The organism is Streptomyces sp. 3214.6 (assembly GCF_900129855.1).
In the GTDB taxonomy this organism is placed as follows: Bacteria; Actinomycetota; Actinomycetes; order Streptomycetales; family Streptomycetaceae; genus Streptomyces; species Streptomyces soliscabiei.
Genome location: NZ_LT670819.1, coordinates 3,397,636 through 3,414,454, shown reverse-complemented (window position 1 = coordinate 3,414,454; position 16,819 = coordinate 3,397,636). Strand labels below are relative to the sequence as shown.

The 16,819-nt window shown below is 72.8% G+C and carries 10 protein-coding genes; 7 read left to right on the top strand and 3 right to left on the bottom strand.

The window, feature by feature from the left end; all coding sequences use genetic code 11:
• Positions 1–115: 115 nt before the first annotated feature.
• The 5 genes from B5557_RS15185 (at position 116) to moeZ (ending at position 6,603) form a co-directional block, all read left to right on the top strand.
• Positions 116–1,900 (top strand): DUF3492 domain-containing protein, encoded by a 1,785-nt coding sequence (locus B5557_RS15185; RefSeq protein WP_079659823.1) that lies wholly within the window; start codon positions 116–118, stop codon positions 1,898–1,900.
• The gene (locus tag B5557_RS15180; RefSeq protein ID WP_173877684.1) at positions 1,897–3,177 is read left to right on the top strand and encodes a hypothetical protein; all 1,281 of its coding nucleotides are present in this window, start codon (positions 1,897–1,899) and stop codon (positions 3,175–3,177) included. Before B5557_RS15185 ends, B5557_RS15180 begins: the two co-directional genes overlap by 4 nt.
• 475 nt (positions 3,178–3,652) lie before the next feature.
• A complete protein-coding gene (locus tag B5557_RS15175) occupies positions 3,653–4,615 on the top strand; it encodes an NAD-dependent epimerase/dehydratase family protein (RefSeq protein ID WP_079659822.1) in 963 nt (320 codons plus the stop codon).
• On the top strand, positions 4,603–5,361 hold the full coding sequence (locus tag B5557_RS15170) for a spherulation-specific family 4 protein (protein WP_079659820.1): 759 nt from the start codon (positions 4,603–4,605) through the stop codon (positions 5,359–5,361). The genes B5557_RS15175 and B5557_RS15170 overlap by 13 nt, the downstream gene beginning before the upstream one ends.
• 63 nt (positions 5,362–5,424) lie before the next feature.
• A complete protein-coding gene (gene moeZ, locus B5557_RS15165) occupies positions 5,425–6,603 on the top strand; it encodes an adenylyltransferase/sulfurtransferase MoeZ (RefSeq protein ID WP_079659819.1) in 1,179 nt (392 codons plus the stop codon).
• A gap of 86 nt (positions 6,604–6,689) precedes the next feature.
• On the opposite strand, the gene B5557_RS15160 is transcribed toward moeZ, so the two are convergent.
• The 3 genes from B5557_RS15160 to B5557_RS15150 all read right to left on the bottom strand — a co-directional run bounded on the left by B5557_RS15160 (position 6,690) and on the right by B5557_RS15150 (position 12,745).
• Positions 6,690–8,255 (bottom strand): alpha/beta hydrolase, encoded by a 1,566-nt coding sequence (locus B5557_RS15160; protein WP_079659817.1) that lies wholly within the window; start codon positions 8,253–8,255, stop codon positions 6,690–6,692.
• 150 nt (positions 8,256–8,405) lie between these two features.
• Positions 8,406–9,950: an alpha/beta hydrolase gene (locus B5557_RS15155; RefSeq protein ID WP_079659816.1), complete on the bottom strand. Its 1,545-nt coding sequence runs from the start codon at positions 9,948–9,950 to the stop codon at positions 8,406–8,408.
• A gap of 74 nt (positions 9,951–10,024) precedes the next feature.
• Entirely contained in the window at positions 10,025–12,745 is a 2,721-nt protein-coding gene (locus B5557_RS15150; RefSeq protein ID WP_173877683.1) for a lysylphosphatidylglycerol synthase transmembrane domain-containing protein, read from the bottom strand.
• A gap of 186 nt (positions 12,746–12,931) precedes the next feature.
• Between B5557_RS15150 and B5557_RS15145 the strand changes: the two genes are divergently transcribed.
• Together B5557_RS15145 and B5557_RS15140 are read left to right on the top strand one after the other, a co-directional pair.
• Positions 12,932–13,318 carry an MGMT family protein gene (locus B5557_RS15145; protein WP_079659813.1) on the top strand — a complete coding sequence of 129 codons (387 nt, stop codon included), beginning with the start codon at positions 12,932–12,934 and terminating at the stop codon, positions 13,316–13,318.
• A gap of 159 nt (positions 13,319–13,477) precedes the next feature.
• Positions 13,478–16,798, top strand: coding sequence for an ATP-dependent helicase (locus B5557_RS15140; RefSeq protein ID WP_079659811.1), 3,321 nt, complete (start codon positions 13,478–13,480; stop codon positions 16,796–16,798).
• Positions 16,799–16,819: the final 21 nt, after the last annotated feature.

Below are 16,819 nucleotides of genomic sequence, written 5' to 3'. Positions count from 1 at the left end.
TTTGGTGGTGCGACGGACAACCGTCCGTCGCACCACCGCCTTGTCCGCATACGTTCGTCCCGCTGCGAGCCGCCGGGTCAACGGCGGCTCCCCAAACGGGAGATCGGGGGCGCGCGTGCGCATCGGACTGCTTACGGAGGGTGGCTATCCGTATGTGAGCGGTGACGCCGGGGTCTGGTGCGACCGGCTCGTGCGCGGGCTCGGACAGCACGACTTCGACGTCTACGCCCTCAGCCGCGCCGAACACCAGGAGGACGCGGGCTGGGTCGAGCTTCCGCCGCAGGTCAGCCGGGTGCGGACGGCGCCGCTGTGGATGGCCGAGGAGGATGGGGTCGTATACGGCCGGCGCGCGCGCCGCCGCTTCGCGGAGTTCTACGGCGAGCTGGTGACCGCCCTGTGCGAGGGCGAGTCCCCGGACCCGGCGCACTCCTCGGCGGACTCTTCGGTGCACTCCTCGGCGGACTCTTCGCACGGCTCGGCGCACTCCTTCGGGGCCGGTCCCGCCGTTCAGGCGGACCGTTTCGCCAACGCGCTGTACGGCCTCGCCGAACTCGCCCGGGACGAGGGCGGACTGGTGGGAGCGCTCCGCTCGGAGGGCGCCGTGCGCGCCCTGGAACGTGCCTGCCGCGCGCCCGGCGCGCTGCGCACGGCGCGTGAGGCGCGCGTCCCCGACCTGCTCGCCGTCGCCGCACATCTCGAGCGCGCCCTGCGCCCCCTCTCGCTCGACTGGTACGACGACGAGACGGGCGACGGGGGAGAGGGCCTCGGCGCGGTCGACCTGTGCCATGCCACGTCCGGCGGCCCGGCGGCCCTGCCCGGCCTGCTCGCCCGGCACTTCTTCGACGTGCCGCTGCTGGTGACCGAGTACGGCGTCCGGCTGCGGACGCACTATCTGAGCTCCGGCGAGGCCCCCGCCGTTCGTGCCCTGCTCGCTGCCTTCCACGGTCGGCTCGCGGCCGAGGTCTACCGGCGGGCGGAGTGCGTCACGCCGGGCAACACGCACGCCCGGCGCTGGCAGGAGCGGTGTGGCGCGGACCGCGCCAAACTGCGCACCGTCTACCCGGGCATGGCGGCGTCCCGCTTCGCGGAGGTGGGTGAGGCCCCGGACACCGCCGATCCGCACACCCTGGTCTGGGTCGGCCGGGTGGAACCGGCGAAGGACCTGGTGTCGCTGCTGCACGCCTTCGCGGAAGTCCGCAAGGAGGAGCCGCACGCCCGCCTGCGGATCATCGGCGCGCCGGCCGGCACGGAGGGCCGGGCCTACCTCGGCCACTGCCGGATGCTGGCCGCACAGCTCTTCCCCGACGAGGCGGCGGGACCGCACGCCGTGGGCGACAACCCGGTCTCCTTCGAGGAGATCGGCGGCCCGGAGGCGCCAACCCTGGCCGAGGCGTACGCGGCCGGTGCGGTCGTCGTTCTGTCCAGTGTCGTCGAGGGGTTCCCGGTCGGCCTGGTGGAGGCGATGTTCTGCGGCCGGGCGACCGTGTCGACGGACGTCGGTGCGGTGGTCGAGGTGATCGGCGGCACGGGACTGGTCGTCCCGCCCCGCAATCCACGGGCGCTCGCGGAGGCCTGCGGGGCATTGCTTCGCGACCCCGAGCGCCGTGCGCGCCTGGGGGCGGCCGCCCGCGCCCGCGCCCTCGAACTGTTCACGGTCGAGCAGAACATCGCGGCGTTCCACGGCATCTACCTGGAGCTCGTCTCCCGGGCCCCGTTTCGTCGGTTCGTCCTCGGTCACGACGGCGAACCCCGGCCGTTCGCCGTTCCGCCCGAGGCCAGGCTGTCGGGCTTGTGGACCGACCTGGGCACGGGTGTCACCGCAGGGCAGACCCCGGCCTGGGCGGAGAGGCCGCCGGTACGCGGCAGTTCACCGGTCGCCGCGACGGAGGGAGCACGATGAGCGGGCTCGACGAGCTGGACCGACCGGGGCGGACGGAGAGCGCCGAGGCGCGTATCGACGGGCGCACCGACGCGCGCACTGATACGCGTACCGGCGCGCACGCCGACGCCGACACAGTCGCCGGCGCCGACACGGTTGCCGGCGCCGACACGGTTGCCGACGGCCGTAAGCCGGCCGCCCCCCGCCGTGGCGTCGTGGACCCGGTGAAGGCCTTGATGCACCGGCACCGTGAGCTGTGCGAACGGGCCGTCGACCCGCTGGAGATCGCCGCGGGCCTGGAGGCCCACGGAGTCACCGACCGCACCGCCGCCCGCTTCCGGCACCGGGACGTCTTCTCCCTCGCGGAGGAGATGTACGCCCGCGTCCCGCGCGACGGTGACGCACCCCCGCCGAGTCCGTCGACCGCGATCCCGCGACCCCGTCTGGACTGGGCGCTGCTCACCCTCCTTCCGGGCGTCCTGTGCGCCGCGACCGTGACCGGCGTACGCCTCACCCAGGGGCGGACGTGTCTCCTCGTCGCTGCCGCGGGCATCCTCGCCGTGACCCTCGCCCTGCACGCGGCCCTGCGCCGGGGCCCGCTGCGCCCGCACAGCGGTGCCCACCCCGGCCGGCACCGGACGGACGCCTGGACCTGCTGGCTCCTTGGCTACGCGGCCCTCGGTGACGGCCTCCTGCGCGCCGCCGTCGGAGGCGGACCCGACGGCCTGCCCGACGGAACGGCCCACGGCCCCTGGCCCCTCGCCGCCGCCCCGCTGCTCACCCTCTCCCTGGCCTGCGCGCCCGCCGCCTGGAGCGCCCACCTCCTCGCCGTCCGCGCGCGCCGGCGCCTGGACGCCAGCCGCAGCCTGGAGGAGTTCGCCGCCTCCGTACGGCCGTTGCTGCTCGGCACCGTCGCCCTGTTCCTGTGTGCGCTCGCCGCACTGCACGCCCTCTGCGTCACGGCACTGGGCGAGCCCGCCGACTACGGTCACACCCTCGCCCTGGGCGCGCTCCTCTTCCTCGCCCGCCTCCTCATCGTGCACGGCTTCACCCACGCTCCGGCGGTCGTCCTCGGCGCCGCCGGCACGGCCGAGGTCCTCGCCCCGGCCATGGTCTTCGCCGGCCGCCTGCCCGGCTGCGGCTTCCTGGCGGCGCCCGTGGAGAGCCTCGTGACCACCTGGGGCCCGGACGGTGTGCCGTCCCTCATCTGCGCAGCCGCCGCCCTGTCCCTCCTCGTCCACGCCACCCGCACGCTGACCAGAGCCTCGGCCCACGCCCGGACGGACCAACCGTGCTGACCCGAACCCACCCCCGCCTCCCCCACCGGGCGCCCCTGCCACCTGCCCTGCCGGCTCAAGAACCCGCCCGACCGAGCCCGACGGCCGTCCCGCCTGGTCGGGATGCCGGCCTGTCGGCCTCAAGTTCGCAGGTGGGCGCGGGGACTTCGTGGCGTCGCTCGTCTACTTCCGCCGGTCAGTGGCCGCCCGCCCCCGCCAGGCGCCGGCCGTCGGCACCTCCGCCACCGCGCGCAGCGCAACCCCCACCGTGCCACGACCGCACGACGCACGCGCTCCTCCACCCAGCCGCAACCCAGCGCATCACCCTTGAATGGAGAGACCAGATGACCACCTCCCGATCCGGAGGGACCGGAGCCACCGGGGCACCCGCGGTCGCAGGAGCCCCCGCGGTCACAGGAGCAGCAGGAGCACACCGGGCGACCGGAGCCCACGCAGCCCAGGCGACAGCCGCCGCGCACACCCCGGGAGCCGCACGATGAGGGTTCTGCTGATCGGAGCCAACGGCTACCTCGGCCGTTTCGTCGCCGACCGTCTGCTCGCCGACCCGGCCGTCCAGCTCACCGCGCTCGGCCGCGGCGACGACGCCGACGTCCGTTTCGACCTCGCGTCCGGCAGCCCCGGCGCCCTCACCCGCTTCCTCGACGCGGTCCACCCCCAGGTCGTCGTCAACTGCGCGGGCACCACCCGCGGCGGCGCCCGCGAACTCACCCGGCACAACACCGTCGCCGTCGCCACCGTCTGCGAGGCCCTGCGCCGCAGCGGCTGCGGCGCCCGGCTGGTACAGATCGGCTGCGGCGCCGAGTACGGCCCGAGCCAGCCCGGCTCCTCCACGGCCGAGGACGCCGTGCCTCGCCCCGGCGGCCCGTACGGCGTCAGCAAACTCGCCGCCACCGAACTCGTCCTCGGCTCCGGTCTGGACGCCGTCGTGCTCCGGGTCTTCTCGCCCGCGGGTCCGGGCACGCCCGCCGGCTCCCCGCTGGGCCGGCTCGCCGAGGCGATGCGCCGCGCCATGCAGTCCGGCGACGGCGAGCTCAAGCTCGGCGGGCTCGGTGTGCAGCGCGACTTCATCGACGTCCGCGACGTGGCCCGTGCCGTGCACGCCGCCTCCCTCTCCGCCGCGCAGGGCGTCATCAACATCGGCTCGGGCCGCGCCGTCCGGCTGCGCGACGCCGCGTCGATCCTCGCCCGGGTGGCCGGGTACGCGGGTGCCCTGCACGAACTGGACGGCCCGCCCGGCGGCCACCTCAGGCCGGCCATCGGCCACCCCCGCCCGGAGTCCGACCATGCGGGCCCCGTCGCGTTTCCGTACCCGGACGGCTGCGGCAGCTGGCAGCAGGCCGATGTGCGCACCGCCCGCGACCGGCTCGGCTGGCGGCCCCGGATCAACCTCGAGGAGTCCCTCGCCGACATCTGGATGGAGGCGGCATGTCGTATCTGACGGGAACCCCGGTGGGCACCGCGAGCGCCGGTACCACCGACGTCCGCACTGGCCTCGGCGTCCCCGGTATCGCGCACCCCCTCCTCGCGCCCGCGGAGTGGGGCGAACTCGCCCGCCCCGGCAAGCCGCTGCACTGGGTCGTCCTCGACGTCGCCGACGGCCCCGGCGTCCGCCCCGACCCGCGCTGCCTGGAATCCGCGGGCCGGCTGCGCAACGCGGGCATCCGGGTCCTCGGCAACATCGACACCTGCTACGGGGCGCGCGCCTTCGCCGAGGTCGTCTCCGACGCGCAGCGGTACCTCGACTGGTACCGGGTCGACGGCTTCCTCCTGGACCGCTGCCCGGCCGACCGCACCGCCCTCCCCGAGCTGCGCCGCACGGTCGGCACGCTCCGCGCCCTGCGTGACGCGTCCCACATCGTCCTCGGCCACGGCACCCACCCGTACCCGGGATACGCCGAGCACGCCGACCAGTTGGTCACCTTCTCCGGCCCCTGGAGCGATTACCGCTGGTCGCAGGTGGCCGAGTGGACCTCGGACCATCCACCCGAGCGCTTCTGCCACTTCGTGCACGGCCTGCCGCGCGGCCACCTCGACGAGGCGCTGCGCATCGCCCGCTGGCAGGGCGCCGCGACGATCTGGTTCACCGACGGCACCGACCGCGGCGACCTGACTGACCCCTGGGAGACCATGCCCGGCTACTGGGACGAACTCGTCTCGCGGATCGGAACGGGTGTCTCGGAATGAAGATGGCCATGGCAGTGTTACGGAGAGAACAACTGTAGTGATCGACCGACCAACGGAGTCCCCGTGTCGCTGCCACCCCTGGTCGAGCCAGCCTCTGAGCTCACCGTAGACGAGGTTCGACGGTACTCCCGCCACCTGATCATCCCGGATGTGGGGATGGACGGGCAGAAGCGGCTGAAGAACGCCAAGGTGCTCTGTGTGGGCGCCGGCGGCCTTGGCTCGCCGGCGCTGATGTACCTGGCCGCGGCGGGCGTGGGTACGCTCGGCATCGTGGAGTTCGACGAGGTCGACGAGTCGAACCTGCAGCGCCAGATCATCCACAGCCAGGCCGACATCGGCCGCTCCAAGGCCGCGTCCGCCCGCGACTCCGTCCTCGGCATCAACCCGTACGTGAACGTGATCCTTCACGAAGAGCGGCTCGAGGCCGAGAACGTGATGGACATCTTCAGCCAGTACGACCTGATCGTCGACGGCACGGACAACTTCGCGACCCGCTACCTGGTCAACGACGCGTGTGTGCTGCTGAACAAGCCGTACGTGTGGGGCTCGATCTACCGCTTCGACGGCCAGGCCTCCGTGTTCTGGTCCGAGCACGGCCCCTGCTACCGCTGCCTCTACCCGGAGCCCCCGCCGCCGGGCATGGTCCCCTCCTGCGCCGAGGGCGGCGTGCTGGGCGTGCTGTGCGCGTCCATCGGCTCCATCCAGGTCACCGAGGCGATCAAGGTCCTCACCGGCACCGGTGAGCCGCTGGTCGGCCGTCTGATGATCTACGACGCCCTGGAGATGCAGTACCGCCAGGTCAAGGTCCGCAAGGACCCCGACTGCGCGGTCTGCGGCGAGAACCCGACCGTCACCGAGCTCATCGACTACGAGGCCTTCTGCGGCGTCGTCTCCGAAGAGGCCCAGGCGGCGGCCGCCGGCGCGACGATCACTCCCAAGCAGCTCAAGGAGTGGATCGACGACGGCGAGAACATCGAGATCATCGACGTCCGCGAGCCGAACGAGTACGAGATCGTCTCCATCCCGGGCGCCAAGCTGATCCCGAAGAACGAGTTCCTCCTCGGCACCGCCCTGGAGGGCCTGCCGCAGGACAAGAAGATCGTCCTGCACTGCAAGACGGGTGTCCGCAGCGCGGAGGTCCTCGCGGTGCTGAAGTCCGCGGGCTTCGCGGACGCCGTGCACGTCGGCGGCGGCGTGATCGGCTGGGTCAACCAGATCGAGCCGAGCAAGCCGATCTACTGACCCGGCCGCACGCTCTGCCCACCGGTCTTCCCGGTCGGATCGGCGGGGGTTTCGCGTACCACGAGTGCGCGAAGCCCCCGCCGTCGTCATGAGCAGACCGTGCCGTCCTTCGGCACCGTCCCCTTCAACAGGTACGCGTTCACCGCCGAGTCGACGCAGCTGCTCCCGCTCCCGTACGCACCGTGCCCCTCGCCCTTCCAGGTGAGCAGTACCCCGACGCCCTTGCCCAGCTCGTCGGCCATCTTCCGCGCGCCCTCGTACGGCGTCGCCGGGTCGCCGGTGTTGCCGACCAGCAGGATCGGCGCCGCACCGGCCGCGCTCACCTCGGGGGTGTCGTACTGCCCGGCCACCGGCCAGTCGTGGCACCATCCGGCCGTGTCCCAGCCGAGGAAGTCCCCGAACACGGGCGAGATCTTCTCGAACTCCGGCAGCAGCCTCTTCGTCTCCTCGGCGGTCGGCCGCTGCTTGTCGTCCAAGCACGATATGACCCGTTGCGAGTGGGTCGTCGTGCCGTAGTGCCCCGAGGTGTCCCGCTCGTTGTAGCCGTCGGCGAGCGTCAGCAGTTCGGAGCCGTCCCCGGCCTCGGCCGCCTTCAGGGCGCTGGTCAGGCTCGGCCAGCCCGACTTGCTGTACAGCGGCAGCACGATGCCGGTGACCGCGAGCGTCTGTGTCAGCTTCCGACCGTCCGACGTGGGCAGCGGCTTGGCGTCGATCCCGTCCAGCAGGTCGGCGATCTTCTTGCTGCCCTTCGCGGGGTCCTGGCCCGTCGACTTGAGGTAGTCGTCCAGCGCCCGCTGGAAGCCGCGTGCCTGGTTCTGCGCGTGGCCCACCGAGTCGGCGCTCGGGTCGACGACCGCGTCGAGGATCAGCCGTCCCACGTTCTTGGGGAACAGGTGGGCGTACACGCCGCCCAGTTCGGTGCCGTAGGAGATGCCGAAGTAGTGCATCTTCGCGTCGCCGAGGACCTGGCGCATCAGGTCCATGTCGCGGGCGGTGTCGGTCGTCGACACATGGGCCATCAGCTCGCCCGCGGCCTTCTGACAGCCCTTGCCGAAGTCGGTGGCGTCCTGGAAGTAGGCCTGTTCCTCGGCCGGGGTGTCCGGGGTGGAATCGAGGGACTCGGCGGTCTGGATGTCCTTGTCGCTGCGGCAGCGGACGCCCTCGCTGGCGCCGACGCCGCGCGGGTCCCAGCTCACCAGGTCGTAGTGGTCGCGGAGCGAGGAGAACGCGGAGCCGTAGGAGGGGAGCGTCGATACGCCCGAGCCGCCGGGGCCGCCGAAGTTGAACAGCAGCGAGCCGGTCCGATCGCCTCCGCCGGCGCGGGACTTGGCGCGCACCAGGGCGAGGCCGATGGTGTTGCCGTCCGGCTTCGACCAGTCCAGCGGCACCTTCAGGGTCGCGCACTGCCAGTCGCTGTCCGGTGCGGCGGAGTCCTTGGTGGCCTTGCAGCGCCCCCAGTCGAGCTTCTGCCCGGTCAGGGCGGCGGGCGGGGCCGCCGCCGCGGCCGTCGCCCCGGAGGAGGCGGCCGAGGGGCGCGCGCCGGCCGAGCCGTCCTTACCGTCCTCGCCGCCGTCCGACGTGCCGCTGCTGCAGCCTGCCCCCAGCAGCGCGGCGGCGGCCCCCAGCGCCACCCACCGTACGAATCGCGCCATGTGCATGTCCCCCCTCGCAGGCCGCCCGCACTCGGCGGCGGACGGCTGTCAGGCCATATTAGGCGGAGTCAAGCCTGACCGTCTGAGCCTGTGGATAACCTTTTGACCTGCTGGTTTTCCGGAAAAGTGGGAGGGGTCGGGGGCCTGAGGTCAGGAGCAGACGGTTCCTGCGGCCGGCGTCTTGCCGTTGAGTAGATAGCCGTTCACCGCCGCCTGCACGCACTTGTTCTTGCTGTCGTACGCACCGTGCCCCTGCCCCTTGTACGTCAGCTCGACCCCGACGCCCTTGCCCAGCGCTTCCACCATCTTCCGCGCCCCTGCGTACGGGGTCGCCGGGTCACCGGTGTTGCCCACGACGAGGATCGGCGCCGAGCCTGGCGCGCTCACGTCCGGATGGTCAGCCGCGCCCGGCACGGCCCAGTCGGTGCAGCTGACCATCCCCCAGGCCAGGAAGTCGCCGAACAGGCTGGAGGCGGCCCGGAACTCCGGCAGCTTCTCCTCCACGTAGGCGGTGGAGTAACGCGGCTTGTCGTCGGCGCAGTTGATGGAGACATTGGCGGCCGTGATGTTGCTGTACTCGCCGTTCTCGCTGCGCCCGTTCATCAGGTCGGACAGCAGCAGCAGAATCCTGCCGTCCCCGGCGTAGGCCTGCTCCAGGCCCTCGGTGAGGTACTCCCAGAAGTCCTTGGAGTACAGGGCCTGCGCGATGCCGTTGGTCGCGGCGCTCTGGGTCAGTTCGCGCGGGAAGATGCCCGGGATCGGCTTGCCGTCCAGGTCGTTGAGGAACCTGGCGATCCGGTCCTTCACGTCCTGCGCGGTGTCCCCGACGGGGCAGGCCGCCGCCTTGGACGTGCAGTCCTCGGCGAAGTTGTCGAGCGCGAGCTGGAATCCTTTGGCCTGCCCGAGGGAGCCCTGCTCGGACGTCTGCGTCGGGTCGACGACCGCGTCGAAGACGGCACGCCCCACGTTCTTCGGGAACAGGTGGGCGTACACGCCGCCCAGTTCGGTGCCGTAGGAGATGCCGAAGTAGTGCAGTTTCCCGTCGCCGAGGACCTGGCGCATCAGGTCCATGTCGCGGGCCGCGTCCGTGGTCCGCACATGCGGCAGCATCTTCTCGGAGTTCTTCTCGCAGGCCGCGTTGAAGTGCTTGGTGTTGTCCAGCAGCGCGGTGCGCTCGGCCGCGTCGTCGGGCGTGGCGTCCTGCTGGAAGTACGCGTCGAGTTGCTGGTCGTTCTCGCATCGCACGCCGGCGCTGCGGCCGACCCCGCGCGGGTCGAAGCTCACCAGGTCGTAACGGGTGCGCAGGGCCGCGTATTCGGTGCCGAAGGCGGGCAGGGTGGAGACGCCCGAGCCGCCGGGGCCGCCGAAGTTGAAGACCAGTGAGCCGATCCGCCCGCTCGCGTCGCCGCTCGCCCGGGCCCGGATCAGCGCGATGCCGATCGTGTCGCCCTTGGGGTCGGTCCAGTCCACGGGCGCCTTCATCGTGGCGCACTGCCACTGGTCGCCGTCCGGCAGCGGGGACGGGGCGCTGCCGCCGCCCTCGGCCGGAGAGGGCGCCGGGCAGTCCTGCCAGCTCAACTTCTGCGCCGTCAGGTCCCCGTCCTGCGCGTCGTCGCCGCAGCCCGCCACCAGCGAAGACAGCAGAAGGGCGGTGGCGGTCACGGCGGCGGCACGCAGACGGGACGGGTTCGGCATGATCCCATCCTGCGGTCGCCCGCGGGCACGCGCGCGGGGCGCGGGCCGTACGAGGTACGGGCGCCCACGCCCTGCTACAGGGCGCCCTTGCGGCTCAGGTGGTTGAAGGCCAGCCAGCCCGGCAGCACGGGCAGCCACAGCGTGAGCAGGCGGAACAGCAGCACCGCGGGAGCCGCTACCTCCTTGGGCAGTCCCACCGCGATCAGACCGACCGTCAGGGTCGCCTCGACGGCGCCGACTCCGCCCGGCGTCGGGGCGGCGGAACCGAGTGCGTTGCCGGCGAGGAAGACGACGGCGACGCTTGCGATGCTGAGCGAGGTCGACTCGTCGCCGAACGCGCGGATCGACGCGTCCAGGCACATCACGAAGCAGGCGGTCAGCAGGAGCATGCCGCCGATGCCGGTGACCAGCTTCTGCGGCCGCTGCAGCACGTCCAGCATGCGCGGCACGACGCCCGCGAACAGCGACCTCACGCGCGTGACGACGAACTTCCGCAGGAACGGCACCGACGTCACCACGAGCACGAGCACCGCCACCGTGAGCAGACCCGCGATGACCGTGCGGGACGGCGACAGCGACGGCGTCTTCTCGGTGCCGGTGAGGTAGCCGAACGACAGCAGCATCAGGATGTGGCAGCCGAGCCCGAACAGCTGCGAGGCGCCGACGCTGGCCACGGCTAGGCCGGGCCGCACCCCGGCGCGCTGCAGGAAGCGCGTGTTGAGGGCGACCCCGCCGACCGCGGCCGGGGCCACGATCTTCACGAACGACCCGGCGACCTGCGCGGCCACGGTCCGCGGGAACGGCACCCGCTCCGGCACGAACCCCAGCAGGCTCATCGCCGCGGCGACGTAGCTCAGCGCCGAGAAGAACACGGCCGCGGCGACCCAGCCCCACTCGGCGTTGGCGACGAGCGGACCGAACTCGATGTGGGTGAGCTGCGTCAGCAGGAAGTACGCGCCGATGGCTCCGGCGATGAAGCTCATCAGAGTGCGCGGCCGTACCCGCTCCAGGCGGGCCGGCTCCACCGGCGCCTGGGGCCGGATCAGCAGCACCTGGTGCCGGATCTGCGTCAGCAGGTCCTCCTCGCGTGCCCCCTCCAGTGCCTCGTCGATGGCCCGCTTCTCGGCCCGCGCCTCCGCGCGGACGGCCTTCTTGCCGGGTCTCTCCGGGGTGACGGTCTCGCTGTCGTCGCCGGTAGCCTCCAGGCGGGCCTGCTTGGCCTGCTGGGAGGCTTCCAGGACCGCCTCGCGTTCGCGCTGTGCACGCTCGCGTGCGAGTCGGCGCAGCGTCGCGCGCGTGGAGCGGGTCAGTGCGATGGGCTGGAGCATCGGCAGACAGTCCGCGACCGCGTCCGGTCCGAGCACGCCCACCGCGGAGGCCACCGCCCGTTCGGCGCCCACCCGCAGGCCGAGCGTCGTCACCAACTGGGCGACGTCCATCCGCAGCAGCAGATCGCCGGCCGCGATCTCGCCGCCGCGCAGATCGGTGAGGATCACCGTGCCGGAACGATCCACCAGTATCGCGTCACCCGCGAGCCGACGGTGCGCGATGCGCCGCGACTGCAAGGACCGCACCTGGCGCCAGGTGTTGCGCAGCAGGTCGTCGGTGATCTCCTCGTCCGCCAGCGAATCGAGGGTGCGGCCGCCGGTGTGCTCGTAGACGAGTATCACCGCGTCGGGGCCGAGCTCGGAGGTCGCGATCAGTTTCGGCGCGTTGGCGCCGGCCGCGATGGCCGCGTAGGCGAGCAGTGCCTCCTGCTCCAGCGCCTGGCGCAGCGACTGCAGGCTGCTGCGGGTGGCGAAGCCGCGCAGGGTCAGATTGCGCCATGCCCGGTAGAAGAACCCCTGGGCCTGCTGTTCCCGGTCGACGACCGTGACGTCCAGCGGCGGACCGTCCTCCAGGGTGACGAAATAGCGTCGGCCACGGTCGCCCTCCGCCGCGTCCGGGCTGTCCTCGCGGGCCGCGCTCACCGGGCGGAAGCCGACGTGCCGCAGGCCCGCCATCAGCGTCCGCCCTGTGGGGCGCACGTTCGGCGAGCCGACCGCGTACAGCGTGCCGTAGGCCACCGTCCAGCCGATCAGCACGGTGAGGATGATCGAGAACGGTGTCGTGTAGCCGGTGACGAGCATCGAGAACGCGTCGAGGAGCAGCACGATCCACAGCACCGAGCGCCAGCGCGGCCGACGGGACATGCCGACGGCCGTCATATACGCGATGACGGGCGCGAGGTAGCCGTGCACCGGGTCGGTGAGGGCGTGGATGTCACCGGGGGAGGGCTGGGTGAGGGCCTCCTGGATCGAGTCCGGCGCGGCCTTCGCGACCCATAGGTCGGTGGCGAGGGTGACACCGTGGGCGAGGACCGCGGCGAGCACACCGTCGGCGATGCGCAGCCCGTCCCGTTTGATCAGCCGTTCGATCGCGAACGCGACCGGCACCAGCAGGATTGCGATGCTGGACGCCAGACCGGCGATCTTGATGAGGAGATCGGGGGCCTGCCCGGTGCCCTTGTTGATGTCCTGTTCGAGCCCAGAGGTCGTCCCGTGTGCGAACGCGGCGATGGCCAGGAGCAGGACGACGGCGAGCACGCCGACCAGCAGCCGCATCAGGTCGGAAGGGCGGTGCACGCGCGCGGGGAGCAGCGGTTCGTCGCCCTCGACCTCGTCGATGTGCACCTCTTCCGGTGTCTGTTCTTCCTGTGCTTCCCGGCCTTGCGGTGGTTCGGCGATGCCAGGGCGCGACGCGGCGGCCTCGGAGGCGTCCTCCGCGCCCTCAGGCTGCACACCCTGCTGCTTCATCGTCTCTTCTTGATCTCGTATCACCGGTCACCGCTCGCACGATGGTGGCATGCCCCACCGACACACGGGGGCATCAGGGTGCAAATGCGGGGGCGCACAGTCTGCCCGAAGCGCCGCCCGGGGGCGAGGGGCACCCGGGGTCGCGGGCTCGTCGCATTGTCGGTGGGGTGGGGCAGGATGGGGCGGATGAGCGAGCAGAGCCTTCCGGACGACGCCCGCCCGGAGTACACGGACGCGCTGCCGGAGTACGCCGAGCGGGTCCTCGAGGTCACGGAGCTGATCCCGCCCGGGCGGGTCATGACGTACGGGGACGTCGCCGAATGGCTCGAGGAGGGCGGCCCCCGTCAGGTCGGACGTGTGATGGCCCTCTACGGGGGCGCCGCCCCGTGGTGGCGTGTCGTGCGCGCGGACGGGGTGCTCCTGCCCGGGCACGAACTGCGGGCGCTGAACCACTACCGCGCCGAGGGCACGCCCCTGAAGCAGGCGAGCAGAGCCGCCGAGGGCCATGTGCCGCGCCTCGACATGAGGCGGGCGCGGTGGGACGGCGGCGAACGCGCGGAAGGTCACACCTGACAGCTTCCGCCATCGGAGGTGCCTGAGGGGAGCCTTGGGCCCGTACGAGGGAAACCGGCGAAACCGGGCACGTCGGTGGCATGACGTACGTTCGAGGGGCGCGGGGCGCAGAAGGCGGCCCCCGGCCAACCAGCACACCCACCAGGACCGGCGAACCACGTGAGCTCCTCTTCCTCCACCAGGCGCCTGTCGCACCCCCAGGGGCGACAGGGGAACCGTGGCGCTTACCGACTGGTGCATACCCCGCCGGCCCGGGTGGGTCCCCCTCGTCTGGACGCCGCCCAGCGCTCCGTGGTTGACCACGGGTCCGGTCCGCTGCTCGTTCTCGCAGGCCCGGGTACCGGAAAGACGACCACGCTCGTCGAGTCCGTGGCGGCCCGGATCGCTCGTGGCGCAGACCCCGCGCGCGTGCTGGTCCTCACGTTCAGCCGCAAGGCGGCCGTCGAGCTGCGGGACCGGATGGCACTTCGCATGGGCGCCGCCCGCGCGCCCCAGGCGACCACCTTCCACTCCTACTGCTACGCCCTGATCCGCGCCCACCAGGACGCGGACCTGTTCGTGGAACCCCTGCGGCTGCTGTCCGGCCCCGAGCAGGACGTGGCCGTCCGAGAGCTGCTCGCCGGACAGCTCGACCTGCAACGGCTCGGTCTCGCGCATGTGCGCTGGCCGGACGAACTGCGCGCCTGTCTCACCACCCGCGGCTTCGCCGACGAGGTCCGCGCGGTCCTCGCCCGCAGCCGCGAACTGGGCCTCGACCCCGCGGCCCTGGACGCCTTCGCCCACCGCATCGGCCGCCCCGACTGGCGTGCCGCGGCCGCCTTCCTCGCCGAGTACCTCGACGTGCTCGACCTGCACGGCGTGATCGACTACGCGGAACTCGTGCACCGCGCGGTCCTCCTCGCCCACCGCCCCGAGGCCGCCGAGCGGCTCGCCGCTCAGTACGACGCCGTGTTCGTCGACGAGTACCAGGACACCGATCCCGCCCAGGTGCGCCTGCTGCACGCTCTGGCCGGCGACGGCCGCACCCTGGTCGCCTTCGGGGACCCCGACCAGTCGATCTACACGTTCCGGGGCGCCGACGTGAACGGCATCCTGGACTTCCCGCAGGCCTTCCCCCGCCCCGACGGCCGTCCAGCTCCCGTGGAGGTCCTGCGCACCTCCCGCCGCTCAGGCGCCGCCCTGCTGGCCGCCACCCGGCTGCTGACCCAGCGGATGCCCCTGACCCGCCTGCCGGCCGAGAAGGTCCGCGCCCACCGTGAACTGGCCGCCGCACGCGACTCGGGCCGCGTCGAGGTCTACACGTACCCGACGCCCGGCACCGAGCTGGACAACGTCGCCGACATCCTGCGCCGCGCGCACCTGGAGGACGGCGTGCCCTGGGGCGAGATGGCCGTCCTGGTACGCGCGGGCTCCCGCACGATCCCGACGGTCCGCCGAGCCCTCACCGCCGCGGGCGTCCCCCTCGACATCGACGGCGACGACCTCCCCCTGCGCCACGAACCGGCGGTGGCCCCCCTGCTGACGGCCCTGCGGGCGGTCGCGGAGGCGTCCGTACGACCGCAGGAGGACTCCGATGACGCCCGGGCCGACGCTCCGTGCCTGCTGGACACCGAAACCGCCCTCACGCTCCTCACCTCACCCCTCGCCGGCATGGACGCCGCCGATCTGCGCCGCCTCGGACGCGCCCTGCGCGAGGAGGAGCGCGCCGCGGGCAACCCGTTGCCGCCGCCCTCCGACGAACTGCTCGCACGCGCCCTGGCCGAGCCCGAGCGGCTGGTCGCCCACGACCCGACGTACGCGCGCGGCGCCCAGCGCCTGGGCGCGCTGCTGGCGACGGCCCGTGAGCGCCTCGCGCGCGGCGGCACGGCCGAGGAGGCCCTGTGGGACCTCTGGGACGGCACACCCTGGCCTGCGCGCCTGGAACGGGCGGCCCGGCGCGGCGGCGCGGCCGGCCGCAACGCCGACCGGGACCTGGACGCCGTGTGCGCGCTGTTCGCCACCGCCGCGCGCGCGGAGGAGCGCACCGGCGGCCGGGGCGCCCTGAACTTCCTGGCCGAGATCGAGGCCGAGGACATCGCCGCCGACACCCTCACCCGGCGTGCCGTGCGCCCCGACGCCGTACGCCTGATGACCGCCCACCGCGCCAAGGGCCTGGAGTGGAGCCTGGTCGTCGTGGCAGGCGTCCAGGAGGGCCTGTGGCCGGACCTGCGGCGCCGCGGCTCCCTCCTGGAGGCCGACCGCATCGGCCGCGACGGACTCGCCGAGCCGCTCACCCCGGGCGCGCTGCTCGCCGAGGAACGCCGCCTGTTCTACGTCGCCGCCACACGCGCGCGGGAGCGCCTCGTCGTCACCGCCGTCAAGGCGCCCGCCGACGACGGCGACCAGCCCTCCCGTTTCCTGACCGAACTCGGCGTCGAACCCAAGGACGTCACGGGTCGCCCGCGCCGCCCCCTGTCGGTCGCCGCGCTGGTCGCCGAACTGCGCGCCACGACGGTCGACCCGCGCGCCTCCGCCACCCTCAGGGAGGCCGCCGCCCGCCGCCTGGCCCGGCTGGCCGCGCTCGCCGACGAGGACGGCAGGCCCCTGGTGCCGTCCGCCCACCCCTACCGCTGGTGGGGCATGTTCGAGCCGACCGAGAGCAAGGTTCCGCTGCGCAACCGCGACCAGCCCGTCGTGCTGTCCGGCAGCGCCCTCGACCAGCTCGCCAACACCTGTGCCCTGCAGTGGTTCCTGGGCCGCGAGGTGAAGGCCGACGCCCCGGCCACCGCCGCCCAGGGCTTCGGCAACGTGGTGCACGTCCTCGCCGACGAGGTCGCCTCCGGGCACACCCCCGCCGACCTCGACGTCCTCATGGAGCGCCTCGACTCCGTGTGGAACGCCCTCGCCTTCGACGCCCCGTGGAAGTCCACGCATGAGAAGGCACACGCGCGTGCGGCACTCGAACGCTTCCTGAAGTGGCATGTGATGGACCGCACGGGCCGCACCCCGGTCGCCAGCGAGCACGACTTCGACGTCACCCTCGAAGCGGGCGACTACGAGGTGCGCATCCGCGGCCAGATGGACCGCGTCGAGGCGGACGGCGAGGGCCGCGCCTATGTCGTCGACTTCAAGACCGGCAAGCAGGCGCCGACCGCCCGCGAGGTGGAACGCCACCCCCAGCTCGCCGTGTACCAGCTCGCCGTCCGCGAGGGCGCCGTCGACGAGGCCTTCGACGGCGTACGGCCCGCACCGGGCGGCGCCGAACTCGTCCAGCTGCGCCAGGGCGCCGCCAAGCGCGACGGGGGCGAGAGCCTGCCCAAGGTACAGGCGCAGGAAGCCCTTGAGGGCGCGGCGGGGGAGTGGGTTGGCGACCTGCTCGCCACGGCGGCCGGCAAGGTCCTCGACGAACGGTTCACGCCGACCGCCGGCCAGCAGTGCACCCACTGCGCGTTCCGCGCCTCGTGCAGCGCCCGGCCCGAGGGACGGCACGTCGTGGAATGACCGCCGGGTCCTCGACTGTCA

Bases quoted from the DNA above. Each gene is read 5' to 3' on its own strand.
- B5557_RS15180 (WP_173877684.1), top strand. From the start codon at position 1,897: ATGAGCGGGCTCGACGAGCTGGACCGACCGGGGCGGACGGAGAGCGCC.
- B5557_RS15175 (WP_079659822.1), top strand. From the start codon at position 3,653: ATGAGGGTTCTGCTGATCGGAGCCAACGGCTACCTCGGCCGTTTCGTC.
- B5557_RS15170 (WP_079659820.1), top strand. From the start codon at position 4,603: ATGTCGTATCTGACGGGAACCCCGGTGGGCACCGCGAGCGCCGGTACC.
- B5557_RS15160 (WP_079659817.1), bottom strand. From the start codon at position 8,255: ATGGCGCGATTCGTACGGTGGGTGGCGCTGGGGGCCGCCGCCGCGCTG.
- B5557_RS15155 (WP_079659816.1), bottom strand. From the start codon at position 9,950: ATGCCGAACCCGTCCCGTCTGCGTGCCGCCGCCGTGACCGCCACCGCC.
- B5557_RS15150 (WP_173877683.1), bottom strand. From the start codon at position 12,745: ATGAAGCAGCAGGGTGTGCAGCCTGAGGGCGCGGAGGACGCCTCCGAG.
- B5557_RS15145 (WP_079659813.1), top strand. From the start codon at position 12,932: ATGAGCGAGCAGAGCCTTCCGGACGACGCCCGCCCGGAGTACACGGAC.